The organism is Polynucleobacter tropicus (assembly GCF_013307225.1).
Classification (GTDB): domain Bacteria; phylum Pseudomonadota; class Gammaproteobacteria; order Burkholderiales; family Burkholderiaceae; genus Polynucleobacter; species Polynucleobacter tropicus.
On sequence record NZ_CP028942.1, the window covers coordinates 84,557 to 109,360 of the forward strand.

The window sequence follows — 24,804 nt, forward strand, 5'->3', positions numbered from 1 at the left end:
CACGATGGCTCGGCAAGCGCGTACAGTTATTCCAGGCCAAGCAATGCACGTGATGGTTCGTGGCAACAATCGCGAAACTCTTTTTTACAAAGATGAAGATCGTCAAATTTATTTAGAGTGGTTACGTGACGCTGCAAGACAATTTTCTTGCGCAGTACATGCATTTGCTTTGATGCCCAATCATGTGCATTTATTAATGACCCCACAAAACGAAGATTCTCTTGCAAAAACAATGCAGTCTTTGGGTCGACGTTACGCGCAATACTTTAATCAACAGCATCATCGATCTGGAACCATTTGGGAGGGAAGATATCGATCCTCTTTGATCGACCCCGATTATTTTTTACGTTGTCAGCGTTACATCGAATTAAATCCAGTAAGGACTGGTTATGAATCCAGTCCACAGGATTCGCGGTGGACCAGCTTTGCCACTCATATTGGTGGAAATGCAGAGCCTTGGCTAATGGACCATCCGCTATTCTGGAGATTGGGAAATACCCCCTTTGAGCGCCAGATGAATTGGGCCAATTTCGTGAAAGAAGGCGCCCCTCATTGGGAGGATCGCCAAATCACAGAATCCTTGATTCGATCTAAGCCTTGGATAAGCGATACATTTTCCAAGAAATTATTCAAAGACTCGCCCGACTTGATTCAAATGCGCCATAGAGGGCGCCCAAAGAAAATAATCCCTTTAAATTCAGATATATAGAGATTAAATTGGGTTTTGGTATGGGGTCTTAATTTTGACTCTGTCCCTAATTTAAAGAATTTGATCCCATAAATATCAAAATAATTGGGACAGAGTCATTTTATTTCTATTGCATCAGTATGGGTATTCACCTATATTTGATCCTCCAAACGTAATCAGGCCTGATGCGCCTCTCAGAAATACTATGACTACTCAATTAAATACCCAGATTCGTCCAATTGCTCAAGGGATGTATGACCCACAAAATGAACACGATGCTTGTGGCGTAGGGTTCGTCGCTCACATCAAGGGTAAGAAATCTCATGAGATCGTTTCTCAGGGTTTAAAGATTCTTGAAAACTTGGATCACCGGGGAGCAGTTGGTGCCGATCCATTGATGGGTGACGGCGCTGGTATCTTGATTCAAATTCCAGATACTTTGTATCGCGAAGAGATGGCAAAGCAAGATGTCACATTGCCACCACTAGGTGAGTACGGTGTTGGCATGATCTTCTTGCCAAAAGAGCACGCTTCACGTTTGGCATGTGAGCAAGAGTTAGAGCGCACCGTTAGATTGGAGGGGCAAGTTGTTTTAGGTTGGAGAGACGTGCCGGTTGATGTGAAGTTGCCGATGTCTCCAACAGTACAAATGACTGAACCATTCATTCGTCAAATTTTTATTGGACGTGGCCGCGACATCATGACAACCGATGCGCTTGAGCGTAAGTTGTATGTGATTCGCAAAACAGCAAGTCATGCAATTCAAGACTTGCACTTAAAGCATGGCAAAGAATATTTCGTGGCGTCTATGTCCGCGCGAACCATTGTTTATAAGGGTTTGCTGTTAGCTAACCAGGTTGGCGCTTACTACCAAGATTTGCAAGATCCACGCACGGTATCTGCATTGGCATTAGTGCATCAACGCTTCTCAACCAATACTTTCCCTGCATGGGAATTGGCTCACCCTTACCGCATGATTGCGCATAACGGTGAAATCAACACTGTTAAAGGCAACGTTAATTGGGTGAATGCACGTGAGGGCGCGATCAGCTCCCCAGTGCTTGGCGATGATTTGCAAAAATTGTGGCCGCTGATTTATCCAGGTCAATCAGATACTGCGTGTTTTGATAACTGCTTAGAATTATTGGTGATGTCTGGTTATCCATTGGCTCAAGCCATGATGATGATGATTCCAGAAGCATGGGAACAACACACATTAATGGATGACAATCGTCGTGCATTCTATGAGTACCACGCATCGATGATGGAGCCATGGGATGGCCCAGCAGCAATGGCGTTTACCGATGGTCGTCAGATCGGTGCGACTTTGGACCGCAATGGTTTGCGTCCTGCGCGTTACTACGTAACTGACGATGATTTAGTGATCATGGCTTCTGAAGCTGGCGTATTGCCAATCCCAGAAAACAAGATTGTTCAAAAGTGGCGCTTGCAACCAGGCAAGATGTTCATGATCGACATGGAACAAGGCCGTATCATTGATGACGTTGAGCTCAAGAATGCAGTATCAAAAGCAAAGCCTTATAAGAGCTGGATTGACGCTGTTCGAGTGAAGCTCGATGAAGTTGACGCTAGCAAAGCTGATTTAGTGGATGAGAAAACTACTATTCGTCCAGCGGCTAAATTGCTCGATCGTCAACAGGCTTTTGGTTACACACAAGAAGACATCAAGTACCTTATGGCCCCAATGGCCATGAATGGTGAAGAGGCTATCGGTTCAATGGGTAATGACAGTCCATTGGCAGTTCTCTCAAACAAGAACAAGCCTTTGTACAACTACTTTAAGCAGTTGTTTGCGCAGGTAACCAATCCTCCGATTGATCCAATTCGCGAAAACATGGTGATGTCTTTGGTTTCCTTTATTGGACCAAAGCCAAACTTATTAGATACAAACAATATCAATCCACCAATGCGACTAGAAGTTAGTCAGCCTATTTTGGATTTTGATGACATCACGAAGATTCGTAATATTGGTCATTACACGAATGGCAAGTTCCGCTCATACGAGCTTGATATTTGCTACCCAGCATCATGGGGTAAGGCCGGCATTGAAGCGCGTTTAGCTTCTTTGTGCGCAGAGGCTGCTGATGCTGTGCGTTCTGGCTACAACATTTTGATCGTTAGTGATCGTCAAGTTGATGAGAAGCATGTTGCTATTCCTGCACTGTTAGCAACTTCAGCAATTCATCAGCATCTAGTGCAAAAAGGTTTGCGTACTAGCGTAGGCCTCGTAGTTGAAACGGGTAGCGCTCGCGAAACACACCACTTCGCACTCTTGGCTGGTTATGGTGCTGAAGCAGTTCATCCATACCTCGCAATGGAAACATTGGTTGATATGGCTAAAGGCCTATCAGGCGATTTGTCTGGTGAGAAAGCAGTTAAGAATTTTGTGAAGGCAGTTGGTAAAGGCTTGCAAAAAGTAATGTCCAAAATGGGTATCTCTACTTACATGTCTTACACAGGCTCACAGATTTTTGAGGCGATTGGTTTAAATCGCGACATCATTGATCAGTATTTCAAAGGCACTCCATCTAACGTTGGCGGTATTGGTGTGTTTGAAGTGGCCGAAGAAGCGCTGCGTATGCATAGCGCGGCCTTTGGTAATGACCCTGTCTTGACCAATATGCTTGATGCAGGTGGTGAGTACGCTTTCCGTATTCGTGGTGAGAACCATATGTGGACACCAGATACGATTGCGAAGTTACAGCACTCCACTCGTATTGGTGCAGAGAAGGGCTACCAGACTTATAAAGAGTACGCCAATATCATCAATGACCAAACGAAGCGTCAGATGACTTTGCGTGGCTTGTTTGAGTTCAAGATTGATCCAAGTAAGGCTATTCCTTTGGATGAAGTTGAGCCAGCAAAGGAAATCGTTAAACGTTTTGCAACGGGTGCGATGTCTTTAGGCTCGATCTCTACCGAAGCTCATGCTACTTTGGCAATCGCCATGAACCGTATTGGCGGTAAGTCCAATACTGGTGAGGGTGGTGAAGATCCAAATCGTTACGTAAATGAACTCAAAGGTATTCCAATTAAGAAGGGTGAGTCCCTTGCTAGTATTTTGGGTGAGGATGTAGTTGAGGCAAATATCCCATTGCAAGATGGGGACTCATTGCGTTCGAAGATTAAGCAAGTTGCTTCTGGTCGCTTCGGTGTGACCACTGAGTACTTGCGTTCTGCCGATCAAATTCAGATCAAGATGGCGCAGGGCGCTAAGCCGGGTGAAGGCGGCCAATTACCAGGCGGCAAGGTTTCTGACTACATTGGTAAGTTACGTTTCTCAGTGCCAGGCGTTGGTTTGATTTCTCCTCCTCCGCACCACGATATTTATTCGATTGAAGATATCGCTCAGTTGATTCATGACCTCAAGAACGTCAATCCAAAATCTGATGTTTCTGTGAAGTTGGTTTCTGAGGTGGGTGTTGGTACTGTTGCGGCTGGTGTTGCAAAAGCAAAAGCAGACCATGTTGTGATTGCTGGTCACGATGGTGGTACAGGCGCATCTCCACTCTCATCTATTAAGCATGCCGGATCTCCATGGGAGCTCGGTTTGGCTGAAACACAGCAAACTTTGGTTCTAAATGGTTTGCGTAGCCGCATTCGTGTTCAGGCTGACGGCCAAATGAAGACAGGTCGAGATGTGGTCATTGGCGCCTTATTGGGTGCGGATGAGTTTGGTTTTGCAACAGCACCATTAGTGGTTGAGGGTTGCATCATGATGCGTAAGTGTCACCTCAATACCTGCCCAGTTGGCGTAGCTACTCAAGATCCAGAATTGCGTAAAAAGTTCTCTGGCAAGCCAGAGCATGTGGTGAATTTCTTCTTCTTTATCGCAGAAGAAGCCCGTGAAATCATGGCTCAACTTGGAATCAGAAAGTTTGATGATTTAATTGGTCGTGTTGACTTGTTGGATACCCGCAAAGGTATCGAGAACTGGAAAGTGCATGGCTTGGATTTCACTAAGATTTTTGCTGAACCTCAAGTTGCCGCTGATGTTCCTCGTTACCAAGTGCTCACCCAAGACCATGGTTTAGCAAATGCGCTAGACAATATCTTGATTGAGAAGAGTGAGCCTGCTATCGAGCGTGGTGAAAAAGTTTCTTTCATCGTGCCAGTGAAGAACGTGAACCGTACTGTCGGCGCAATGCTTTCTGGTGAAGTGGCTCAGCGTTATGGTCATGCAGGTTTGCCAGATGACACCATTCATATTCAGTTAAATGGCACAGCTGGTCAAAGCTTTGCAGCGTTCTTAGCTCGCGGTATCACTTTAGATTTAGTGGGTGATGGCAATGACTACGTTGGCAAAGGTTTGTCAGGTGGTCGTGTCATCGTTCGTGCTCCGCATGAGTTCCGTGGCGACACTTCCAAGAACATCATTGTTGGCAATACCGTTCTTTACGGAGCGATTGCTGGTGAAGCCTTCTTTAACGGTGTTGCCGGTGAGCGTTTCGCAGTTCGTAACTCAGGCGCAACTACAGTTGTTGAAGGCACGGGTGATCACGGCTGTGAATACATGACTGGTGGAACAGTCGTGGTGCTTGGCACTACTGGCCGTAACTTTGCAGCAGGCATGAGTGGCGGTGTTGCTTACGTCTATGACGAAGATGGTTTATTTGGTCAACGTTGCAATACCAGCATGGCGACTTTGGAAAAAGTGTTGCCATCTGCTGAGCAAATTTCCAAGATGCCTAAATCAGAGTGGCATGCCCCCGTTGATGTTAAAGATGGCGGCGAGCGTTTAACTGATGAGCAAATCTTGAAAGGCTTGATCGAGCGCCATTTCCGCTACACAGGCTCAGAGCGTGCCAAAGCGCTATTGGCCGATTGGGAAAATGCTCGCACTCGCTTTGTGAAGGTTCTCCCAACTGAGTACAAACGTGCACTCGGTGAGCTTTGGGAAAAGTCACAGAAGAAAACGGTTGCAGCGTAATCAATATAGCCAAATAGATATTAAGAAAAGATACTAAGGATTAGATATGGGTAAGGTCACTGGATTCATGGAGTTTGAGCGCGTAGATGAAACATACGAAGCGCCCGCTAAACGTCTCCACCATTACAAAGAGTTTGTTGCGGCATTGACTGACGAAGAAGCAAAAGTTCAGGGTGCGCGTTGTATGGACTGCGGTATTCCGTTTTGCAATAACGGTTGTCCAGTCAACAACATCATTCCAGATTTCAATGATTTAGTTTTTCATAGTGACTGGAAGAATGCATTAGATGTTTTGCAGTCAACCAACAACTTCCCAGAATTTACTGGTCGTATTTGTCCAGCGCCTTGTGAAGCAGCTTGTACCCTAGGAATCAACCGTGCCCCCGTTGGTATTAAATCAATCGAGCACGCGATTATTGATAAGGGCTGGGAAAGCGGTTGGGTTAAGCCTCAGCCATCAAAAACGAGGACTGGTAAAAAGGTAGCGATTGTTGGCGGCGGCCCTGCAGGTATGGCGGCTGCTCAGCAATTGGCGCGTGTTGGTCACGATGTGACTGTTTTTGAGAAGAATGATCGCATCGGCGGTTTACTGCGTTATGGCATTCCTGACTTCAAGATGGAGAAGTGGCTCATCGACCGCCGCGTTGAACAAATGCAAGCTGAAGGCGTGAAATTTGAAACAGGTGTTTTCGTTGGTAAAGAAGCGATTGGTGCGGAAGTAAAAAATTACTCTACCAAAATAGTTTCACCTGAGCAGCTCATGAAAGACTTTGATGCAGTGGTGATTACTGGCGGTGCAGAGCAGCCACGCGATCTTCCTGTTCCTGGTCGTGAACTTGCTGGCGTGCACTATGCGCTAGAGTTTTTGATTCCGCAAAACAAAGAAAACGCTGGCGATTTTAAAAATGAAATCCGCGCAACCGATAAGCATGTGGTTGTGATTGGCGGTGGCGATACGGGCTCCGATTGCGTTGGCACTTCTAATCGCCATGGCGCAACAAAAATTACCCAGTTTGAGTTGTTACCTCAACCACCAGAAGTAGAAAACAAACCATTGGTTTGGCCATACTGGCCTACTAAGTTGCGCACATCTTCCTCCCATGAAGAAGGATGTGATCGCGATTGGTCTGTAGGAACAAAGCGTTTTGAAGGTAAAAACGGTAAGGTTGAAAAACTCATTGGCGTACGCTTGGAATGGAAAGACGGAAAAATGTCAGAAGTTCCAAATTCTGAATTTGAGATCAAAGCGGATTTGGTGCTTTTAGCAATGGGCTTTGTTTCTCCAGTGCAGCAGGTATTAAATGCATTTGGCGTAGAGAAAGATGCTCGCGGCAATGCAAAAGCGACTGTAGATGGTCAAAATGCCTATCAAACAAATGTTCCTAAGGTATTCGCTGCGGGTGATATGCGCCGTGGTCAATCTTTAGTGGTTTGGGCTATTCGTGAAGGTCGTCAATGTGCCCAGGCAGTAGACCAGTATTTAATGGGGTCATCCGTTTTGCCCCGATAATGTGGGCATATGAATAGTCATCAACCAAGCGCATTGGATGTTAATAAATCCCTAGGCGAAGTTGTCGTCTCTATTAAAGACGTCAACTTTTCCTATGCGCCTGGTGAGCGACAAATTTTGTCGGGTCTCAATATGGAGTTCCGACGCGGCCAAGTCGTTGCGGTAATGGGCGGCTCAGGCTGCGGCAAAACCACCATCCTGCGTTTAATTGGCGGCCAATTTTCTGCGCAATCAGGCCAAGTGTTGTTTGAAGGCCAAGACGTTGGCAAGATGAGTGGCGATGAATTAATGGCTGCACGTCGTCGTATGGGAATGCTATTTCAGTTTGGCGCTTTATTTACTGACTTAAGTGTTTTTGAAAACGTTGCATTTCCATTGCGTGAACATACCAATTTAAGCGAAGAACTTTTACGTTCTCTCGTGTTGATGAAACTCAATGCGGTAGGTTTGCGTGGCGCACGCGATTTAATGCCATCACAAATTTCTGGGGGCATGGCAAGACGGGTTGCGCTTGCAAGAGCAATCGCATTAGATCCTCCGCTCATCATGTATGACGAGCCTTTTGCCGGTCTAGATCCTATCTCTTTGGGTATTACAGCACGCTTGATTCGAGATTTGAATAGCGCCCTGGGAGCCACGAGTTTATTGGTTACCCACGATGTTGAAGAGACATTTGAGATTGCGGATTACGTGTACTTCATCGCCGATGGAAAGATAGGTGCGCAAGGCACTCCGGATGAACTTAGTCGATCAACAGATCCTTTTGTAAGACAGTTCTTAGATGCTGCTCCAGATGGACCTGTGCCTTTCCATTATCCAGGACAAAGTCTGGAAGAAGATTTTGGAGTGAGATCTTGATGGCTAGCTTAATCACTTCGCTTCTTAATTTATTTGGTGATCTTGGATTTTTTATTCGTCGCAATTTAAGTAGTCTTGGTTTGTCTGCTCGAATGTTTGTAGCAGTGATTTTGCGCTCAGGATTTTTATTAAAGAGACCTCGTTTAGTTATCGATCAAATTTTGTTTGTTGGTAATCACTCATTTGTCATCATTGCAGTCTCTGGTTTGTTTGTTGGATTTGTATTGGGACTTCAGGGTTACTACACTTTAAATCGCTATGGCTCTGAACAAGCGCTAGGCTTATTAGTTGCCTTATCGCTCACTCGAGAACTGGGTCCGGTCATCACCGCCTTATTGTTTGCGGGTCGTGCTGGAACATCATTAACTGCCGAAATTGGTTTGATGAAGGCGGGGGAGCAGTTGAGCGCCATGGAGATGATGGCTGTCGATCCTTTGGGTCGTGTAATTGCCCCAAGGCTTTGGGCAGGGATTATTGCTATGCCGATTTTAGCCACCATTTTTACTGCTGTAGGTGTGCTGGGGGGTTACTTTGTTGGAGTTCCTCTCATTGGCGTGGATTCCGGTGCATTCTGGTCTCAGATGCAGGGTGGCGTCGATCTATTTTCTGACATTGGTAATGGTCTGATTAAAAGTTTGGTATTTGGTGTGGCGGTAACTTTTATTGCTCTATATCAGGGCTATGAAGCCAAGCCAACACCAGAAGGTGTTTCGCAGGCAACAACACGTACTGTGGTGATTTCATCTCTGTCGGTTTTAGCATTGGACTTCCTGTTAACCGCGATGATGTTTTCGAATTAGAAAGAATAAACTGGGGCTCTTATGAAAAAAAGTGCAATTGATATCTGGGTTGGAATTTTTGTTGCCATTGGTTTGTTGGCCGCATTATTTCTGGCATTGAAAGTTGGCAATATGAATGCCGTTTCATTTGCGCCAACGTATAAAATTTCTGCGCGCTTTGACAACATCGGAGGTTTAAAACCCCGTGCACCTGTTAAGAGTGCTGGTGTAGTCGTTGGGCGTATCGCTAATATTTCATTTGACGATAAGACATATCAAGCAACTGTTGTAATGACGATTGAAGATGCTTATAAGTTTCCAAAAGACTCTTCTGCCAAGATTTTGACATCAGGCTTATTGGGTGAGCAGTACATTGGGCTTGAGGCTGGCGGCTCTGATGATATGTTAGCTAATGGTGAAAAAATCACCCAAACTCAGTCTGCAATAGTTTTGGAAAGTTTGATTAGTCAGTTCTTGTATAACAAGGCAGCTGATAGCGGCCAAGAGAAAAGCGCAGCTAAATAATGTTTTTAGTGGCTGGTCGGATTAACAAGATGAAACGTTTTCTCTTGCTTTGCATGGCCACTGTGCTAGTTGGTTGCGCTTCTATTCCTGCTGGAGTTGAGCCCTCACCCCAAGATCCTTGGGAGTCTTTCAATCGATCTGTTTTTGAATTCAATGAAGGCTTGGATGCCTATTTGCTGAAACCCGTTGTCTCTGGATATCGATTTGTATTGCCTGAGTTTGTGCGCGAGGGCATTTATAACTTCTTTAGTAACTACAACGATATTTACACAGCACTGTTTAATTTATTGCAAGGCAAACCTGGCTATGCTTTTAATGACTTTATGCGAGTTGCGGTGAACACCACGATGGGGCTTGGTGGTTTATTGGATCTAGCTACCCCTGGCGGCCTAGAGAAGCATAAAGAGGACTGGGGCCAAACGCTGGGCGTATGGGGTGTTCCAGCTGGCCCATATGTGGTTCTTCCCTTCTTTGGGCCAAGTAATGTGCGCGACACTTTCGGTACCGTTGCCGACTTAGAATCCGATTATTTATTTAGATTGCTTCCAGACGTCGCTTTACGTAACAGCATTACCGGATTGCGTGTAGTAAATGCTAGAAATACCTATTACGAAGCGGGTGATTTATTGGATGGTGCCGCAATTGATAAATACAGCTTTATGCGGGATGCGTATATTCAGAGGCGTCAATACCAGATCAACGAAGGTCGTGATGATGAAGAGCCACAAATGCCAGTTTATGAAAATCCTTATGAGTAAGCAGACTGCTTAAGAGTCTAAAATAAGACCCAATTAAGAGAGTTGAAAGATAGCCCCCATGAAAAATGTCAAAGTAGTTTCACTATTTTTTGCGTTAGGCATGTTTTTGTTTTCAGGAGCTTCTTCTGCGCAAACACCCGACGCTACAACGCCTCCTGATGCCCTTATTAAGATGGTAGTTACCGATGTAATGGCATCGGTTAAGGCTGATCCAGAAATTCAAAAAGGCAGCATTCCCAAGATCGTCGATTTAGTGGAAAAGAAAATTGTTCCCTACACTGACATGCGACGCACAACTGAAATGGCTATGGGGCCGAATTGGAAAAAGGCGAGTGCAGAGCAACAGGCTCAACTGACTACGGAATTTAAAAACCTATTAATTCGGACATATTCAGGTGCCCTAAGTCAGTTGCGTGATCAGACTGTGCAATTTAAGGCCTTGCGTGCTGCGCCCGATGACAATGAAGTGGTTGTTAAAACCGTTGTTCTTGGTCGCGGTGACCCCGTACCCCTTGATTACCGCTTGGAAAAGACCGATAAGGGCTGGAAGGTCTACGACATGAACATTATGGGCGTATGGTTAATTGAGGCCTACCGTAATCAGTTTACCAATCAGATCAGCCAGAATGGCATTGAGGGTCTCGTGAAGTTTTTGCAAGATCGTAACAAGCAACTGGCAAGTGCTAAGCCAGCAAATTAATTTAATCGTTTGAAGATGACGTTCTCATTGCCCGCTACCGTTACGCAAGAGACTGCTACTCGGTTGGAGGTGGAGGGTTTACGCAATCTGGCGGGTCTAGCCAATATTGATTGCTCTCGGTTGAAGGATTTTGACTCTACTGTTTTGGCTGTTCTTTTAGCTTGGCGAAAGAAGTTGCAAGAAAATAAGCAATCTTTGTTTATTGAACATGCTCCAGAAAAACTAAAAGTGTTGGCCAAGGTGTATGGCGTATCTACTTTGCTGGGTCTTTAAGTAAAGCAAGAATAAGCAACAGCATGCATTCAGCTATTTCGATCCAGCAGATTTCAAAGCACTACGGGGCTCTTCAGGCGCTCAATGACGTATCTTTGACCATTGAGCCAGGTGAGTTCTTCGGTCTTCTTGGCCCCAATGGCGCAGGTAAGACCACATTAATTTCTATATTGGCAGGTTTGGTAAAGGCTGATAAAGGCCATGCGTCGATCTTAGGTGCTGATGTTCAAAAATCTTTTCGTGATGCGCGTCGTATGTTGGGCGTAGTTCCACAAGAATTGGTTTTTGATCCCTTCTTTACCGTTCGTGAAACCTTGCGCTTTCAGTCTGGGTATTTCGGCATTCGCAATAACGATGCTTGGATCGATGAAATCATGGCCAATCTCGATCTCACAGGAAAGGCCGATAGCAATATGCGCGCTTTGTCTGGTGGCATGAAGCGTCGAGTATTGGTAGCTCAAGCATTAGTACATAGACCACCAGTCATCATTTTGGATGAGCCAACTGCTGGTGTAGACGTAGAGTTACGTCAGTCTTTGTGGCAATTTATAAGTAGACTGAATCAAGATGGTCACACGATTGTCTTGACCACACACTATTTAGAAGAAGCCGAAGCACTTTGTCAGCGCATTGCCATGTTGAAGCAGGGCAAGATTGTTGCCCTAGACACTACTGCAAATTTATTAACGCGTTATGGTTCAGCCAAAAAAGATGGCGAAGGTAAAACTGATCTCGAAGATGTTTTTGTAAACATTATGTCGGGGGGCGCTCAATGAGCTCAATAAAAAAAGAGCTTCACCAAGCCTTGAATAAGCCAACCTTGGAGTATGGCAGTGGCTTTCCCACTCTATTGCGCAAAGAGGTAAAGCGCTTTTATAAAGTTGCCTTTCAGACGGTTGCTGCACCAGTGTTAACTGCCATTCTGTATCTTATGATCTTTGGTCATGTGCTCGAGGGTAAAGAAGTTTATGGACGCTTAAGTTACACGGCCTTTTTGATACCGGGTTTAGTCATGATGAGTGTTTTGCAGAATGCATTCGCGAATACCTCTTCATCACTCATCCAGTCAAAGATAACGGGAAATTTAGTGTTTGTTTTGCTGGCCCCACTCAGTCACTTTGAGTTTTATGCGGCCTACATTCTGGCAGCTGTTTTTCGAGGCATTGTCGTTGGTCTTGGTGTTTTGTTGATTACGCTTTGGTTTAACGTGCCCACCCTTGAGTCGCCCATTTGGATTTTGGTATTTGCTTTTTTGGGCGCAGCTATCTTGGGTAGCCTTGGTCTAATCGCAGGAATTTTGGCTGATAAATTTGATCAGTTGGCTGCGTTTCAAAACTTCATCATCATGCCTGCAACGATGCTATCTGGAGTTTTCTATTCCATTCATTCTCTGCCAGCAGCGTGGCAAGTTGTTTCTCATTTCAACCCCTTCTTTTACATGATTGATGGGTTTCGTTTTGGGTTCTTCGGTGTCTCGGATGTGTCACCCTGGAGCAGTCTAGTGATTGTGTTCTGTTTCTTTGTGGCGGTGTCAGCAATTGCCTTGCGCCTATTACAAAAGGGTTATAAGCTCCGCCATTAATGTGAGTTGTAACAGCTTGTTTATTGGCTGATCGTATTGTTTTATTAGGAGAGAAGTATGTTGCCAACCCCAGAACAAATTGAGGGTTACATCAAACAGGGTATTCAGTGCACTCATATTCAGGTTGAGGGCGATGGGCAACATTTTTTTGCAACGATTGTGAGCCCAGAGTTTGAAGGTAAGCGTTTAGTACAGCGCCATCAATTAGTTTATGGCGCCATGGGCGATCGCATGAAAGCTGAAGTGCATGCTCTGTCAATTAAAGCATTTACTCCAGAAGAGTTTGCGCAGACCCCCTCGGTATAACAAATCAAATTTAACTAAGCAAACTCACTAAAGTTTTTACTGGAATTATTTAATGGATAAATTACGGATGGTAGGCGGGACTCCGCTGAAGGGCGAAGTCAAAATTGCCGGCGCAAAAAATGCCGCTTTACCAATTTTGTGTGCTTGTCTATTAACGGATCAACCGGTTGTTTTGCGCAATGTCCCAGATCTTCAGGATGTGCGCACGATGCTGAAGTTACTCCAAGAAATTGGTGTGAGCGTCAGCTTTCCTGACGTAAAAGATCGTAGCCATGTTGTATTAAATGCGGCAATAATTAAGAGCTCGGAAGCGACATATGAAATGGTTAAAACTATGCGCGCTTCAATCTTAGTCTTAGGGCCTTTGCTCGCAAGAATGCATAGCGCAAAGGTGTCTTTGCCAGGTGGATGCGCGATTGGTGCTCGCCCTGTAGATCAGCACATCAAAGGCTTAAAAGCCATGGGTGCCAGCATCAAGATTAAGAGCGGTTATATCCAAGCAGAAACAAAGCCTCCGACAGATCGTTTGAAGGGCGCATCTATTCTGACTGACATGATTACGGTTACGGGCACAGAGAATTTATTGATGGCCGCAACCTTAGCTTCAGGTACAACAATTCTTGAGAATGCGGCTCGCGAACCAGAGGTAGGCGATCTCGCAGAATTACTTGTCAAGATGGGCGCAAAAATTTCAGGGATCGGCAGTGATCGCTTAGTCATTGAGGGCGTAGAAAAATTACACGGCGCCGAACATTCAGTAATTCCAGATCGGATTGAGGCAGGAACATTTTTATGTGCGGTAGCAGCGGCTGGTGGTGAGGTACTCGTTAAAGAATGTCGTCCGGATACCCTAGATGCGGTCATCGTGAAGCTAAAGGAAGCCGGTCTAAAAATGGAAGTTGGGACTGATTGGATCAAAGCTTCTATGAATGAGCGCCCTAAAGCGGTTAGCTTTCGTACTTCTGAATATCCTGCGTTCCCAACGGACATGCAGGCTCAGTTAATGGCAGTCAATGCCGTAGCAGTTGGCAACTCAACTATTACCGAGACGATTTTTGAGAATCGTTTTATGCATGTGCAAGAACTCAACCGCTTGGGTGCAGACATTGCAATTGAGGGTAATACCGCAATTGCCCAGGGTGTAGAAAAACTCTCGGGCGCGATTGTGATGGCAACTGATTTACGGGCATCCGCCAGCTTGGTGATCGCAGGTCTTGCTGCTCAGGGCGAGACACAGGTTGACCGGATTTACCACCTAGATCGTGGCTATGACCGTATGGAGCAGAAGTTAACCCTTTTGGGCGCTAATATTCAGCGGGTCAAGTAAGTAAATTGCCTAACTAGGAGATAATTAAGTCATGAAATTGACTTTAGCCCTCTCAAAAGGGCGCATCTTCGAAGAAACTGCAGAGATCCTATCTAAGGTTGGCATCGTGCCAAAAGAGGATCCGGAAAAGTCTCGTAAGCTCATTATTGAAACATCTAACCTAGATGTGCGCTTAATTATTGTGCGTGCGTCTGATGTGCCGACTTATGTGCAATTTGGCGGTGCTGATTTTGGTGTGGCTGGCTTAGATGTTTTGATGGAAAAAGGCACCGATGGTTTATATGTTCCTTTTGACTTAAACATCGCAAAGTGTCGTATGTCTGTAGCAGTGCGTGATGGTTTTGACTATGCGGCAGCAGTTAAACAAGGCTCGCGTCTCAAGGTTGCAACTAAGTATGTCAACTGCGCGCGCGATCACTTTGCTAACAAGGGCGTGCACATCGACACCATTCAACTATATGGCTCAATGGAGCTTGCCCCATTAGTTGGTTTAGCTGATGCAATTGTGGATCTCGTCTCTACAGGTAATACGCTTAAGGCTAACGGCTTAGTTGAAGTAGAGCCGATTGCAGATATCAGCGCTCGCTTGGTAGTGAATCAAGCCTCATATAAGCGCAAGCGTGCTCAGTTACAACCCATTTTTGATTTGTTGAAATAAGTTTCAATGTCATCTCAAGTTCAGGTTAAGCAACTCAATAGTGGGGATGCAGGTTTTAAAGAAACTCTGCTTTCCAGTCTTTCTTTGCCAACGGCAGATGATGCAGCGATAGATGCTGCTGTAGTCAATATTTTGTCGGCTGTAAAAGAGCGTGGCGACAGCGCGATTCTAGAATTTACAAAGCAATTTGATCGACTCAATATTGCTAATGTTACCGAACTTGAAATTCCTCATCGCGATCTAGAGAAGTCTTATCAAGAGTTATCTTCTGAACAAAAAAATGCTTTAGATATTGCCGCGAAGCGAGTGCGAGCCTATCATGAGCGCCAAAAAATTGAAGCGGGTTGCCATTCGTGGGAATACGAAGAGGCTGATGGCACCAAGCTTGGTCAAAAAGTGACTCCATTAGACCGCGTTGGGATTTATGTTCCTGGCGGTAAAGCGGCATATCCTTCATCCGTTTTAATGAATGCAATCCCAGCGAAGGTGGCTGGGGTGGCCGAAGTGATTATGGTAGTTCCAACCCCTGATGGTGCACGCAACCCTTTGGTATTGGCTGCCGCATATTTAGCTGGCGTTGATCGTGTGTTTACGATTGGTGGCGCTCAAGCCATCGGCGCATTGGCTTATGGTACGAAGACCATTCCGTCTGTAGATAAGATTGTTGGTCCAGGCAACGCTTATGTTGCCGCCGCTAAGCGCAGAGTATTTGGCACAGTTGGTATCGATATGATTGCTGGACCTTCAGAAATTTTGGTTTTATGTGATGGGTCTACCAATCCTGATTGGGTGGCTATGGATCTGTTCTCTCAGGCAGAGCATGATGAGCAAGCGCAATCCATTTTGTTATGCCCTGATGTGGCCTTTATTGAGCAAGTGCAAGCCAGTATTAATCGATTGCTTCCAGAAATGCACCGAGCTAAAGTGATTACCACTTCGCTAGCCAATCGTGCTTTGTTAATTCAGGTAAAGGATATGGCTGAGGCGTGCGATATCGCCAATGCTATTGCTGCCGAACACTTGGAAATCTGCGCTCTTGATCCGCGAAAATGGGCTGAGAAAATTCGTCACGCAGGTGCCATTTTTATGGGTAACTACACTAGTGAATCTCTCGGCGATTATTGTGCGGGTCCGAATCATGTATTGCCAACAGCACGCACTGCGCGTTTCTCATCACCACTTGGCGTGTATGACTTTATTAAGCGCTCAAGCATGATTGAGGTGAGTGAGGCTGGTGCTCAAACTTTAGGTCAGGTGGCAAGCACACTTGCACGTGGCGAAGGCTTGCAAGCACACGCACGCGCAGCCGAAATGCGCCTTAAGAAATAATTTACTTAAGCAAGAATTTCTTTTAAAGCGGCGACTAGTTCGCCGCTTTGTTCATCTGTGCCAATGGTAATGCGAAGAAATTCTTCAATGCGGGGTGACTTGAAGTGGCGCACAATAATGCCGCGATCTCTCAAAGCCTGATATAGCTTTTGACCGGCATATTTGGGGTGGCGAGTAAAAATAAAATTTGCCGTTGATGGAAGCGTGTCAAAACCCAACCCATTTAATTGCTCAATTAATTTTGTACGAGTTTGTATAACTTTGGCACTAGTCTCTTGAAGATGTGCTTGATCTTCAATTGCGGCAATTGCGCCCGCTTGGGCTAGGCGCCCCAGCGGATAAGAGTTAAAGCTATTCTTAATGCGCTCAAGACCCTCAATGAGGGCGGGGTGACCCACGGCAAATCCCACGCGTAGTCCAGCCAGCGCTCTTGATTTTGAAAGCGTATGCACTACGAGCAGATTTTCTGGACAGTTAACACCCTGCAATAGTGGAACGCAAGACTCTGTTCCGTAATCAACATAGGCTTCATCGATGACTAAAACAGAGTCTTTATTTTTGGTGAGTAATGTTTCAATTTCTGAGCGACTAATAGAGCGACCAGTTGGAGCATTCGGATTGGGGAAAATGACTCCGCCATTAGGAGTCATGTAGTCATCGAGGTTGACTACAAAATCTTTCCCCAGGGGAATGGTTTTGTAGTCAATTCCAAAAAGTTTGCAGTAAACCGGGTAAAAGCTATAAGTTATGTCGGGAAATTGAACGGGCTTGTTCTGTTTGAGTAGCCCAGCAAAAACGTGAGCCAGCACCTCATCTGAACCATTGCCTAAAAAAACCTGATTTGGATTTAGGCCATGTAATTTGGCGATAGCTTGTTTTAAGGTTGCTCCCTCTGGATCTGGATAGAGGCGTAACTCATCATTGGTTTGTTGACTAATTGCGGCAAGCGCCTTTGGAGATGGTCCATATGGGCTCTCATTGGTGTTGAGCTTTACCAGCCGCTGCATTTGCGGTTGCTCCCCTGGGACGTAGGGGGTTAAAGTTTGCACAACAGGGCTCCAAAAACGACTCATGAGGGTGCTCAGATCAATATTTAGTGTGTGGACGAAGGCGATGCAGTATTTCAATATCTTCTAGGAATGATATTATGAGGCTTCAATCAACACTTCGCCTCGCGGCGTAATGAAGCATGCGGCAAGCCGACGTTACCCGAAATACTTCGGAAACCAAAATACAAATTTCCATCAATTTGGATGGTACTGGTAAAGCTGAGCTAGCCTCAGGCGTACCTTTCTTGGACCACATGCTCGATCAAATTGCACGTCATGGCATGATCGATCTCAAAGTGGTTGCCCAAGGCGATACCCATATTGATGATCATCACACCGTTGAGGATGTAGGCATTACATTGGGGCAGGCTTTTGCTAAGGCGGTTGGCGATAAAGCGGGAATTACCCGTTATGGCCATTCCTATGTTCCTTTGGATGAAACCCTCTCTCGAGTAGTAATCGACTTCTCTGGTCGTCCTGGCTTGGAATTTAATGTGCCATTCACGCGTGCGCGCGTAGGTGACTTTGATGTCGATCTCAGTATTGAGTTCTTCCGTGGTTTTGTAAACCACGCGGGAGTGACTTTGCATATCGATAATTTGCGTGGCATCAATGCTCACCACCAAATTGAGACGGTCTTTAAAGCCTTTGGCCGTGCCTTGCGCATGGCTTTGGCAATAGATCCCCGTGCTTCTGGCGCGGTTCCTTCAACTAAGGGAAGCCTTTAATCTCGATTTTTGCTTCTTCTTAGAACAGTGCAAAAGATAGGCTAATTTTGGCGCAAACCATTGCGATCGTTGATTATGGAATGGGCAATCTCCGTTCCGTATATCAGGCATTTCATCATGTGGCTCCAGATGAAAATGTATTGATTGCGCGTAAGCCAGAAGAAATTCGAAATGCTGATCGTGTCGTACTGCCAGGTCAAGGAGCGATGCCGGATTGCATGAAGCATCTTGAGGAATCCGGTCTATTGGAAGCTTTGCTAGAAGCATCGAAATCCAAACCTTTATTGGGCGTCTGTGTAGGCGAGCAAATGCTGTTTGATAGAAGTGCAGAAGTGCGCCCCGGAGAGCGGTGGACATCTTGTTTGGGTCTGATATCCGGCGAGGTTCGTCGCTTTGAATTAGCCGGCAAAAAACAGGCTGATGGCTCTGCTTACAAAGTTCCCCATATGGGCTGGAATCAAATCCGACAAGATCGCCAGCACCCCATTTGGAATGGCATTCCAGATTTAACAAGCTTTTACTTTGTACACAGCTACTATGTTGTGCCGCAACGCGCAGAAGATGTCGTTGGTTCTACAGAATATGGTGCATGGTTTACATCCGCAGTCGCAAGGGATAATATTTTTGCAACACAATTTCATCCAGAAAAAAGTGCAGAATACGGATTAAAGCTTTATCAAAATTTTGTTTCTTGGCAACCTTAATTACCTAATTATTTTTTCAGCGTCTCACTATGCTACTCATTCCTGCAATTGATCTTAAAGATGGGCACTGCGTTCGACTAGAGCAAGGTGACATGGATAAGGCTACTGTGTTCTCTGAAGATCCAGGCGCAATGGCTGCACACTGGATTAGCAAGGGTGCACGCCGCTTGCATTTGGTTGATCTCAATGGTGCTTTTGCTGGCAAGTTGAAAAATGAATCAGCAATAAAATCTATTCTGAAAGCAGTGGGCGATGAGATTCCAGTGCAGCTTGGCGGCGGTATACGTGATTTAGAAACGATCGAACGTCTATTGGATGACGGCATTAGTACTGTAATCATCGGGACTGCCGCTGTAAAAAATCCAGGCTTTGTGCAGGATGCTTGCACTGCATTTCCGGGGCATGTCATGGTGGGCTTAGATGCTCGTGATGGCAAGGTCGCTACAGATGGTTGGAGCAAGATTACGGGTCACGAAGTGATTGATCTTGCCAAGAAGTTTGAAGATTGGGGTGTAGAGGCAATCATCTATACCGACATCGGTCGAGATGGCATGCTTAAAGGCGTCAATGTTGACGCTACGATTAAATTGGCTCAAGCGATCCGAATTCCGGTGATTGCTAGTGGCGGCCTATCTAACAATAAAGATATTGAGGCCCTCTGTAAGGCTGAAGAAGAGGGCGTTATGGGCGTGATTGCTGGTCGCTCAATCTATTCAGGTGATTTAGATTTAGCGGCTGCCCAAAAGTATGCTGATGAATTAACGCTGAAATACGCAAAGAAAATTATCTAGTGCTTACAAAACGAATTATTCCTTGTCTTGATGTGACTGCGGGAAGAGTTGTTAAGGGCGTTAATTTTGTGGGTTTGCGTGATGCTGGCGATCCAGTTGAAATTGCGAAACGTTACAACACACAAGGCGCTGATGAGCTGACATTCTTGGACATCACTGCGACATCGGATGGCCGCGATTTAATCTTACACATCATTGAGGATGTGGCTTCGCAAGTTTTTATTCCATTAACGGTTGGTGGCGGTGTACGTACAGTCGCTGATGTGCGTCGTTTACTCAATGCTGGTGCCGATAAGGTGAGCATGAATTCCTCTGCTGTGGCCAATCCCGATTTGGTATCGGATGCTGCTGCATATTATGGTTCGCAGTGCATTGTTGTAGCGATTGATGCCAAGCAGACGGAGGCGGGTAATTGGGAAGTCTTTACTCATGGCGGTAGGACGCCTGCTGGCAAAGATGTAGTTGAGTGGGCATGTGAAGTGGCCAAAAGAGGCGCTGGCGAGATTTTGTTAACCAGCATGAATCGCGATGGCAGTAAAGATGGTTTTGATCTTGCCTTAACCGCGGCTGTGAGCGATGCTGTGTCAGTTCCTGTAATTGCCTCTGGTGGTGTTGGCAACTTGCAGCACTTGGTCGATGGCATTACCAAAGGCCATGCAGATGCAGTTTTAGCTGCCAGCATCTTTCATTATGGTGAGTACACAGTTGGGCAGGCAAAAGAATATATGGCTGCTCAAGGAATCCCGGTGCGTATTTAGCTTATCTGGGCGTTATTCATCATTTAGGGGTTTCACGGTAAAGTTCAGGTATGACGCAATCCCAAAATAAGCCAAAAAGCCCATTTACCCCAATTCCATCAATTCAAGCTGGTCCATGGTTAGACGCCGTTGCCTGGAATGAGCAAGGCTTGGTGCCCGTTATTGCACAAGAGTTTGGCAGTAGCGATATTTTGATGATGGCCTGGATGAATCGCGACGCTCTATTAGAGACCTTGCGTTTGGGTGAAGCGGTGTATTGGACTCGTTCAAGGCAAAAGTTGTGGCACAAGGGTGAAGAATCTGGTCATACTCAGAAAGTGAAAGAGATTCGTCTGGACTGCGATGGGGATACGATTTTGCTAATTGTTGAACAAAAAGATGGTATTGCTTGTCATACTGGTCAGCACAGTTGCTTTTTCCAGCGCTGGGATTCATCCAAGTCTGCCTGGGTTGATGAATCAATGTAAAAGTATTTGATGAGATATCAACATAATAAAAGACATAAAATAAGCTCATGAGCAGCACTGCAAATAAACTTTCTAATTTAGATTCTGCATTGGCGCATTTAGCTGATGTGGTAGATCAGCGTAGAGATGCTTTTAAGGCTGGCACGGCTGATCCTAAAACGTCCTATACCGCCTTGTTGTTTTCTAAAGGTGATAACGGGATCTTAAAAAAGATTGGTGAAGAAGCAACAGAGGCTGTGATGGCTGCCAAAGATGTTCGTAGTTCGAGCCTATCTTCTGAGCAGAAGAAACTCTTTGTAGGTGAAATGGCTGACTTGTGGTTTCACTGTTTGATCGCGCTTTCTCAATTCGAATTGCGTCCAGAAGATGTGATTGCCGAGCTGGATCGTCGTTTAGGAACTTCAGGAATTGAAGAGAAGGCCGCTAGAAAAGCGGCGAATAAAGAGTAAGTCAAGAGTATAAGTATGAGTCACGATCCAAATTGCCTGTTTTGCAAAATTTCGCAAGGATTGATTCCATCTGCGAAGGTATATGAGGATGAAGAGATTTACGCATTTAAAGATATCAACCCAGCAGCACCGGTGCACTTCTTAATGATTCCCAAAAAACATATTCCGATGTTGGAGTCAGCGGAAAGCGCGGATGCTCCTTTGCTGGGTAGAATGATGGAATTAGCCCCCCGTCTTGCTAAAGAGCAGGGTTGTCGCCCCGGTAAGGATGGGGGCTTTAGATTGATGGTGAATAACGGGGCTGATGGTGGTCAAGAGGTTTATCACTTGCACTTGCATGTGATGGGCGGACCCCGGCCATGGAAGAAGTAAGGCAATAAAGAAATTCAAGAATTGCAAGGAGATTAAAGATGGGTTCATTTAGCATTTGGCATTGGTTAATTGTTTTGGTGATCGTGATGTTGGTATTTGGTACTAAAAAATTGCGCAACATTGGCCAAGACTTGGGTGGTGCTGTTAAAGGTTTTAAAGACGGCATGAAATCTGGCGAGGAGACAAAAGAGCAGATTTCGCAAAGCTCTGGCAATACGGACAAAACCGTTGATGTGCAAGCTAAAGACGTAAATAAATAATCTCTAGACATATCGCGTTAATTGAAACTCCTACTAGCCTATTGATTGCGATAAATGATTGATTTAGGGGTTTCAAAACTTGCGTTAATAGCAGTAGTTGCTCTGGTAGTGGTTGGCCCAGAGCGTTTGCCTAAAGTCGCTCGCATGGCCGGTAACTTATTTGGACGTGCTCAACGCTACATGGCAGACGTCAAGTCGGAAGTGAATCGACAGATGGAGATGGAGGAGTTTAAAAAATTCCGCGAAGAGAGTGCCTCAGCTTTAAAAGAAGTTGAAAACAGCATTCATTCCGTTGCAAACGAAGCTAATGCTAATTTGACAGATCAAGCGGACATTTTTGAGACCAGTTTTGAAAAGCCCCCTTTAGATGAAAAAGAGGTGCTTCGCAAATCTAAACGGCAAGGACGCAATAGTTGGGGTGTGAGACGTGCAGTGAGGCCATTGTGGTTCAAGCGTAGTTCAGGAATACGCACTCGCGTGCAATCAGGTGCAGCCAGAATGAAGCGCTTTCATCACAGCGTTGGTAAATAATAAATATTCGCATGACAGAAAACCATTCTTCTGAAGATTCAGGATTGCAGGAATCTTTTCTTTCACATTTATTTGAGTTGCGCGATCGAGTTATTAAGGCCGTGTTGGCAATTATTGTCGTGTTCGTTTGCTTGGTTTATTGGGCGCCAGATATTTTTCATCTTTTTGCGCAGCCATTGCTGCAGGCATTACCGGCTGGCGGAAAAATGATTGTCACTGACGTTACGGGTTCCTTCTTTGTACCAATGAAGGTGACGATGTTGGTGGCATTCTTGATCGCTTTGCCGGTGGTGATGTATCAGTTATGGGCTTTTATTGCCCCTGGACTATATCTGCATGAAAAAAAACTCATACTGCCTTTGGTGGTGAGTAGTTATACGCTCTTTATCGTTGGAATGGCATTTGCGTATTTCTTGGTTTTTCCAACAGTCTTTAAATTCATGGCTAGCTATAACGCACCGTTAGGCGCGGAAATGTCTACTGACATTGATAACTACCTCAGTTTTGCAATGACTACTTTCTTGGCTTTTGGGATTACCTTCGAGGTGCCAGTGGTCGTAGTGGTATTGGTACGCATGGGCATGGTTCCTTTGGCAAAGTTAAAAGAGATTCGTCCATATGTGATTGTTGGTGCTTTTGTTATTTCGGCAGTCGTTACTCCGCCAGATGTCCTATCTCAATTGCTGCTGGCAGTGCCTATGACATTGCTTTATGAGCTGGGTTTGTTGGTTGCCCGCTTCTATGTACCCAAGCCAAATAAAGATGACGGTAGTGCGGTTAACTAGGCCGCCTAGGTAGCTTCGGTTTCAGCTTGGTTTTTGGAGAAGGTGTTCGCTAGCCAATTGCTTACTTGATCAAAGCGATAACGTCTTTGGCGCAAATTTCCCTCTGCATCCAAAGCGGCGCCTGCAAAAATTTTGCCAGCAGCTAGAAGCGCACGGCGTTGCTGAATCGTCTCAATTTGAATCAGTCTTGGCAGTATCTTTGGCAGCTCCCAGCGAACATCTACAACAACACAATGTTCATGTTGGAGTTGGCCAACTTCGCAGAGCAATAGCTCTGCTTTACTAAAGTTAAATTGATTTGCAATCACGATACGATGGCACAGTAAAAGCCAATCTTCGTCTAGCTTATGTTCGGCATGGTGATTGATTGCTTGATCGGCATATTGAGCGAGATCATGCCAATCATTCTTCTTTGGGTGGGGGCAGCTAACCAAAATTTTGCCCAGCAGTTCTTTCGCTTCAGGAATGCCTTGTTGGTGCGCTTGCCAAATCCAATATGAAGCTTGTAGCCCGCGAACATTCTCAGCGATCTTTTCGCGCTTGCGCCAAAGATTAGCCCCTTTACGAAACTGGGCTTGCGCATGACCAAGGTCTGCAGCCCGATCAAAGCAACGATCACTCTCTTGAGCGTTGTATCCAGAAAATTGCGGGCGTCGATAAATTTCACCAAGCGCATACCAAGCGTCGCGATCCCCATCTTTTGCAGCGAGCTCCAACCAGTGTGCAGCTTTTTTAAGGGAGGCATTCGATTTAATGTCACCACTTCCGTCCAGTTGCGCAAGACGCAATCCAAGCGCCAATTTTGCAGCGGTAAGACCTAGTTCGGCTGCTTTGATCAATGCTTCTTCATTCTCTTCGTCTAACCAGGCGATCCATAATGAAGAAAGTGTTTCGTTCTTCGGTTGCAACTGAGTCAGTAATTCTTTGGCTTGTTGCGCAAAAGGAGATCCCTCCTTCGCAAGCTCTTGCAAAAACTGCATTGCAATTTTCTGAAGAGCGCTTAAATCAGGGTTGGAAAGATGAGGGGGCTGAGAGGAGGGATTATGGGAAATTCTTTTTTTGAGCCAATCAATCAATTGCGATTGCGTTTCTTGATTCTTAGGATTGATCAAAAACTCGACAAGTTGCCACTTGGCTGCAAAAGTAACATTAGTACCTATATCCGCTTGTGCTAGTTGCCAGATCGATTCCCAACCAAAGGCAAATGCTGGAGAGTTAAAGGTCTCTACCAGTGGAATGTTGGCAATTTGACCCAGAATGTTGGAAAGTTCTTGAGCGCCAGAGCTTGCATCCTCCAGAGCTTGAGTTTGCAGAGATAAAAAAGATTTTTCCAGCCAAATCAAGGCATTAGCTGGTTGTATGGGGGTTTTAAATGCACCAGTGAGGTAGGCTTGAGCTAATTTTTGTTGCGCAGATACATCACCTAAACGAGCGGAACTGAGGATTTTTAAGAATTCGCGACTTGCCATATGACAATTTTGGCATTCCAGGCTCAAAAAAGGCGGAAAACAAAGGTCTTGTTGCCCTGATACAACGAAGAAAACCAAAAAACTGCCTTTTGACAAGCAAAAAGAGGTCCTAAATACCCGCACCCCCAGTCTAGCTAGGCAAAAGACGGAAAATTCATAGGTCCCAGTTTTATTCGGGCATTACTTTCAATTTATGG

At 45.4% G+C, this 24,804-nt stretch carries 27 protein-coding genes; 25 read left to right on the forward strand and 2 right to left on the reverse strand.

Going from position 1 to position 24,804, the window contains the following annotated elements:
- The first annotated feature begins 4 nt into the window (after window positions 1-4).
- The 15 genes from DCO17_RS00515 (at window position 5) to hisD (ending at window position 16,244) form a co-directional block, all read left to right on the forward strand.
- Complete coding sequence (locus tag DCO17_RS00515; RefSeq protein ID WP_173954878.1) at window positions 5-709, forward strand: transposase; 705 nt, start codon at window positions 5-7, stop codon at window positions 707-709.
- A 184-nt stretch (window positions 710-893) separates the two neighbouring features.
- The gene (locus DCO17_RS00520; RefSeq protein WP_173954879.1) at window positions 894-5,639 is read left to right on the forward strand and encodes a glutamate synthase-related protein; all 4,746 of its coding nucleotides are present in this window, start codon (window positions 894-896) and stop codon (window positions 5,637-5,639) included.
- A gap of 46 nt (window positions 5,640-5,685) precedes the next feature.
- The gene (locus DCO17_RS00525; protein WP_173954880.1) at window positions 5,686-7,149 is read left to right on the forward strand and encodes a glutamate synthase subunit beta; all 1,464 of its coding nucleotides are present in this window, start codon (window positions 5,686-5,688) and stop codon (window positions 7,147-7,149) included.
- A 9-nt stretch (window positions 7,150-7,158) separates the two neighbouring features.
- Complete coding sequence (locus DCO17_RS00530) at window positions 7,159-8,007, forward strand: ABC transporter ATP-binding protein (RefSeq protein WP_173954881.1); 849 nt, start codon at window positions 7,159-7,161, stop codon at window positions 8,005-8,007.
- Window positions 8,007-8,807, forward strand: coding sequence for a lipid asymmetry maintenance ABC transporter permease subunit MlaE (gene mlaE / locus DCO17_RS00535; protein ID WP_173954882.1), 801 nt, complete (start codon window positions 8,007-8,009; stop codon window positions 8,805-8,807). The genes DCO17_RS00530 and mlaE overlap by 1 nt, the downstream gene beginning before the upstream one ends.
- 21 nt (window positions 8,808-8,828) lie before the next feature.
- Window positions 8,829-9,311 carry an outer membrane lipid asymmetry maintenance protein MlaD gene (gene mlaD, locus DCO17_RS00540; protein WP_173954883.1) on the forward strand — a complete coding sequence of 161 codons (483 nt, stop codon included), beginning with the start codon at window positions 8,829-8,831 and terminating at the stop codon, window positions 9,309-9,311.
- 29 nt (window positions 9,312-9,340) lie between these two features.
- Window positions 9,341-10,069 carry an MlaA family lipoprotein gene (locus DCO17_RS00545; protein ID WP_254598777.1) on the forward strand — a complete coding sequence of 243 codons (729 nt, stop codon included), beginning with the start codon at window positions 9,341-9,343 and terminating at the stop codon, window positions 10,067-10,069.
- 58 nt (window positions 10,070-10,127) lie between these two features.
- Entirely contained in the window at window positions 10,128-10,769 is a 642-nt protein-coding gene (locus DCO17_RS00550; protein WP_173954885.1) for an MlaC/ttg2D family ABC transporter substrate-binding protein, read from the forward strand.
- Between the two features lie 15 nt (window positions 10,770-10,784).
- A complete protein-coding gene (locus DCO17_RS00555; RefSeq protein WP_173954886.1) occupies window positions 10,785-11,042 on the forward strand; it encodes an STAS domain-containing protein in 258 nt (85 codons plus the stop codon).
- A 23-nt stretch (window positions 11,043-11,065) separates the two neighbouring features.
- Entirely contained in the window at window positions 11,066-11,818 is a 753-nt protein-coding gene (locus DCO17_RS00560) for an ABC transporter ATP-binding protein (protein ID WP_173954887.1), read from the forward strand.
- Window positions 11,815-12,624, forward strand: a complete 810-nt coding sequence (locus tag DCO17_RS00565) for an ABC transporter permease (RefSeq protein ID WP_173954888.1) — start codon at window positions 11,815-11,817, stop codon at window positions 12,622-12,624. Before DCO17_RS00560 ends, DCO17_RS00565 begins: the two co-directional genes overlap by 4 nt.
- 57 nt (window positions 12,625-12,681) lie before the next feature.
- The gene (locus tag DCO17_RS00570; RefSeq protein WP_173954889.1) at window positions 12,682-12,930 is read left to right on the forward strand and encodes a BolA family protein; all 249 of its coding nucleotides are present in this window, start codon (window positions 12,682-12,684) and stop codon (window positions 12,928-12,930) included.
- Between the two features lie 52 nt (window positions 12,931-12,982).
- Window positions 12,983-14,257, forward strand: a complete 1,275-nt coding sequence (gene murA, locus DCO17_RS00575; RefSeq protein ID WP_173954890.1) for a UDP-N-acetylglucosamine 1-carboxyvinyltransferase — start codon at window positions 12,983-12,985, stop codon at window positions 14,255-14,257.
- Between the two features lie 31 nt (window positions 14,258-14,288).
- The gene (hisG, locus tag DCO17_RS00580) at window positions 14,289-14,915 is read left to right on the forward strand and encodes an ATP phosphoribosyltransferase (protein ID WP_173954891.1); all 627 of its coding nucleotides are present in this window, start codon (window positions 14,289-14,291) and stop codon (window positions 14,913-14,915) included.
- 6 nt (window positions 14,916-14,921) lie between these two features.
- A complete protein-coding gene (gene hisD / locus DCO17_RS00585) occupies window positions 14,922-16,244 on the forward strand; it encodes a histidinol dehydrogenase (RefSeq protein ID WP_173954892.1) in 1,323 nt (440 codons plus the stop codon).
- Window positions 16,245-16,249: 5 nt separating this feature from the next.
- Here the strand turns inward: hisD and hisC are convergent, their stop codons facing one another.
- Window positions 16,250-17,317, reverse strand: coding sequence for a histidinol-phosphate transaminase (hisC, locus tag DCO17_RS00590; RefSeq protein ID WP_173954893.1), 1,068 nt, complete (start codon window positions 17,315-17,317; stop codon window positions 16,250-16,252).
- Window positions 17,318-17,433: 116 nt separating this feature from the next.
- On the opposite strand from hisC, the gene hisB reads away from it, so the two are divergent.
- From hisB to tatC, 10 genes are read left to right on the forward strand one after another with little or no spacing between them, the layout of a single operon-like run.
- Window positions 17,434-18,021: an imidazoleglycerol-phosphate dehydratase HisB gene (gene hisB / locus DCO17_RS00595; RefSeq protein WP_173954894.1), complete on the forward strand. Its 588-nt coding sequence runs from the start codon at window positions 17,434-17,436 to the stop codon at window positions 18,019-18,021.
- A 47-nt stretch (window positions 18,022-18,068) separates the two neighbouring features.
- On the forward strand, window positions 18,069-18,725 hold the full coding sequence (hisH, locus tag DCO17_RS00600; RefSeq protein ID WP_173954895.1) for an imidazole glycerol phosphate synthase subunit HisH: 657 nt from the start codon (window positions 18,069-18,071) through the stop codon (window positions 18,723-18,725).
- A gap of 29 nt (window positions 18,726-18,754) precedes the next feature.
- Window positions 18,755-19,516: a 1-(5-phosphoribosyl)-5-[(5-phosphoribosylamino)methylideneamino]imidazole-4-carboxamide isomerase gene (gene hisA / locus DCO17_RS00605; protein WP_173954896.1), complete on the forward strand. Its 762-nt coding sequence runs from the start codon at window positions 18,755-18,757 to the stop codon at window positions 19,514-19,516.
- Window positions 19,516-20,274, forward strand: coding sequence for an imidazole glycerol phosphate synthase subunit HisF (gene hisF / locus DCO17_RS00610; RefSeq protein WP_173954897.1), 759 nt, complete (start codon window positions 19,516-19,518; stop codon window positions 20,272-20,274). Before hisA ends, hisF begins: the two co-directional genes overlap by 1 nt.
- 50 nt (window positions 20,275-20,324) lie before the next feature.
- Entirely contained in the window at window positions 20,325-20,741 is a 417-nt protein-coding gene (gene hisI, locus DCO17_RS00615; RefSeq protein WP_173954898.1) for a phosphoribosyl-AMP cyclohydrolase, read from the forward strand.
- 47 nt (window positions 20,742-20,788) lie between these two features.
- On the forward strand, window positions 20,789-21,190 hold the full coding sequence (locus DCO17_RS00620) for a phosphoribosyl-ATP diphosphatase (protein ID WP_173954899.1): 402 nt from the start codon (window positions 20,789-20,791) through the stop codon (window positions 21,188-21,190).
- Between the two features lie 15 nt (window positions 21,191-21,205).
- Window positions 21,206-21,562, forward strand: coding sequence for a histidine triad nucleotide-binding protein (locus tag DCO17_RS00625; protein WP_173954900.1), 357 nt, complete (start codon window positions 21,206-21,208; stop codon window positions 21,560-21,562).
- 38 nt (window positions 21,563-21,600) lie between these two features.
- Entirely contained in the window at window positions 21,601-21,822 is a 222-nt protein-coding gene (gene tatA, locus DCO17_RS00630; RefSeq protein ID WP_173954901.1) for a Sec-independent protein translocase subunit TatA, read from the forward strand.
- Window positions 21,823-21,876: 54 nt separating this feature from the next.
- Window positions 21,877-22,353, forward strand: coding sequence for a Sec-independent protein translocase protein TatB (tatB, locus tag DCO17_RS00635; RefSeq protein ID WP_173954902.1), 477 nt, complete (start codon window positions 21,877-21,879; stop codon window positions 22,351-22,353).
- Window positions 22,354-22,364: 11 nt separating this feature from the next.
- Complete coding sequence (tatC, locus tag DCO17_RS00640) at window positions 22,365-23,138, forward strand: twin-arginine translocase subunit TatC (protein WP_173954903.1); 774 nt, start codon at window positions 22,365-22,367, stop codon at window positions 23,136-23,138.
- A gap of 5 nt (window positions 23,139-23,143) precedes the next feature.
- Here tatC and DCO17_RS00645 read toward each other — a convergent pair whose 3' ends face one another.
- Window positions 23,144-24,607, reverse strand: a complete 1,464-nt coding sequence (locus DCO17_RS00645; protein WP_173954904.1) for a tetratricopeptide repeat protein — start codon at window positions 24,605-24,607, stop codon at window positions 23,144-23,146.
- Between the last annotated feature and the right edge of the window lie 197 nt (window positions 24,608-24,804).

What these genes read in the sequence shown, in the direction of transcription:
- DCO17_RS00515 (WP_173954878.1), top strand. Translation starts at nt 5, where the DNA reads ATGGCTCGGCAAGCGCGTACAGTTATTCCAGGCCAAGCAATGCACGTG.
- DCO17_RS00520 (WP_173954879.1), top strand. Translation starts at nt 894, where the DNA reads ATGACTACTCAATTAAATACCCAGATTCGTCCAATTGCTCAAGGGATG.
- DCO17_RS00525 (WP_173954880.1), top strand. Translation starts at nt 5,686, where the DNA reads ATGGGTAAGGTCACTGGATTCATGGAGTTTGAGCGCGTAGATGAAACA.
- DCO17_RS00530 (WP_173954881.1), top strand. Translation starts at nt 7,159, where the DNA reads ATGAATAGTCATCAACCAAGCGCATTGGATGTTAATAAATCCCTAGGC.
- mlaE (WP_173954882.1), top strand. Translation starts at nt 8,007, where the DNA reads ATGGCTAGCTTAATCACTTCGCTTCTTAATTTATTTGGTGATCTTGGA.
- mlaD (WP_173954883.1), top strand. Translation starts at nt 8,829, where the DNA reads ATGAAAAAAAGTGCAATTGATATCTGGGTTGGAATTTTTGTTGCCATT.
- DCO17_RS00545 (WP_254598777.1), top strand. Translation starts at nt 9,341, where the DNA reads ATGAAACGTTTTCTCTTGCTTTGCATGGCCACTGTGCTAGTTGGTTGC.
- DCO17_RS00550 (WP_173954885.1), top strand. Translation starts at nt 10,128, where the DNA reads ATGAAAAATGTCAAAGTAGTTTCACTATTTTTTGCGTTAGGCATGTTT.
- DCO17_RS00555 (WP_173954886.1), top strand. Translation starts at nt 10,785, where the DNA reads ATGACGTTCTCATTGCCCGCTACCGTTACGCAAGAGACTGCTACTCGG.
- DCO17_RS00560 (WP_173954887.1), top strand. Translation starts at nt 11,066, where the DNA reads ATGCATTCAGCTATTTCGATCCAGCAGATTTCAAAGCACTACGGGGCT.
- DCO17_RS00565 (WP_173954888.1), top strand. Translation starts at nt 11,815, where the DNA reads ATGAGCTCAATAAAAAAAGAGCTTCACCAAGCCTTGAATAAGCCAACC.
- DCO17_RS00570 (WP_173954889.1), top strand. Translation starts at nt 12,682, where the DNA reads ATGTTGCCAACCCCAGAACAAATTGAGGGTTACATCAAACAGGGTATT.
- murA (WP_173954890.1), top strand. Translation starts at nt 12,983, where the DNA reads ATGGATAAATTACGGATGGTAGGCGGGACTCCGCTGAAGGGCGAAGTC.
- hisG (WP_173954891.1), top strand. Translation starts at nt 14,289, where the DNA reads ATGAAATTGACTTTAGCCCTCTCAAAAGGGCGCATCTTCGAAGAAACT.
- hisD (WP_173954892.1), top strand. Translation starts at nt 14,922, where the DNA reads ATGTCATCTCAAGTTCAGGTTAAGCAACTCAATAGTGGGGATGCAGGT.
- hisC (WP_173954893.1), bottom strand. Translation starts at nt 17,317, where the DNA reads ATGAGTCGTTTTTGGAGCCCTGTTGTGCAAACTTTAACCCCCTACGTC.
- hisB (WP_173954894.1), top strand. Translation starts at nt 17,434, where the DNA reads ATGCGGCAAGCCGACGTTACCCGAAATACTTCGGAAACCAAAATACAA.
- hisA (WP_173954896.1), top strand. Translation starts at nt 18,755, where the DNA reads ATGCTACTCATTCCTGCAATTGATCTTAAAGATGGGCACTGCGTTCGA.
- hisI (WP_173954898.1), top strand. Translation starts at nt 20,325, where the DNA reads ATGACGCAATCCCAAAATAAGCCAAAAAGCCCATTTACCCCAATTCCA.
- DCO17_RS00620 (WP_173954899.1), top strand. Translation starts at nt 20,789, where the DNA reads ATGAGCAGCACTGCAAATAAACTTTCTAATTTAGATTCTGCATTGGCG.
- DCO17_RS00625 (WP_173954900.1), top strand. Translation starts at nt 21,206, where the DNA reads ATGAGTCACGATCCAAATTGCCTGTTTTGCAAAATTTCGCAAGGATTG.
- tatA (WP_173954901.1), top strand. Translation starts at nt 21,601, where the DNA reads ATGGGTTCATTTAGCATTTGGCATTGGTTAATTGTTTTGGTGATCGTG.
- tatB (WP_173954902.1), top strand. Translation starts at nt 21,877, where the DNA reads ATGATTGATTTAGGGGTTTCAAAACTTGCGTTAATAGCAGTAGTTGCT.
- tatC (WP_173954903.1), top strand. Translation starts at nt 22,365, where the DNA reads ATGACAGAAAACCATTCTTCTGAAGATTCAGGATTGCAGGAATCTTTT.
- DCO17_RS00645 (WP_173954904.1), bottom strand. Translation starts at nt 24,607, where the DNA reads ATGGCAAGTCGCGAATTCTTAAAAATCCTCAGTTCCGCTCGTTTAGGT.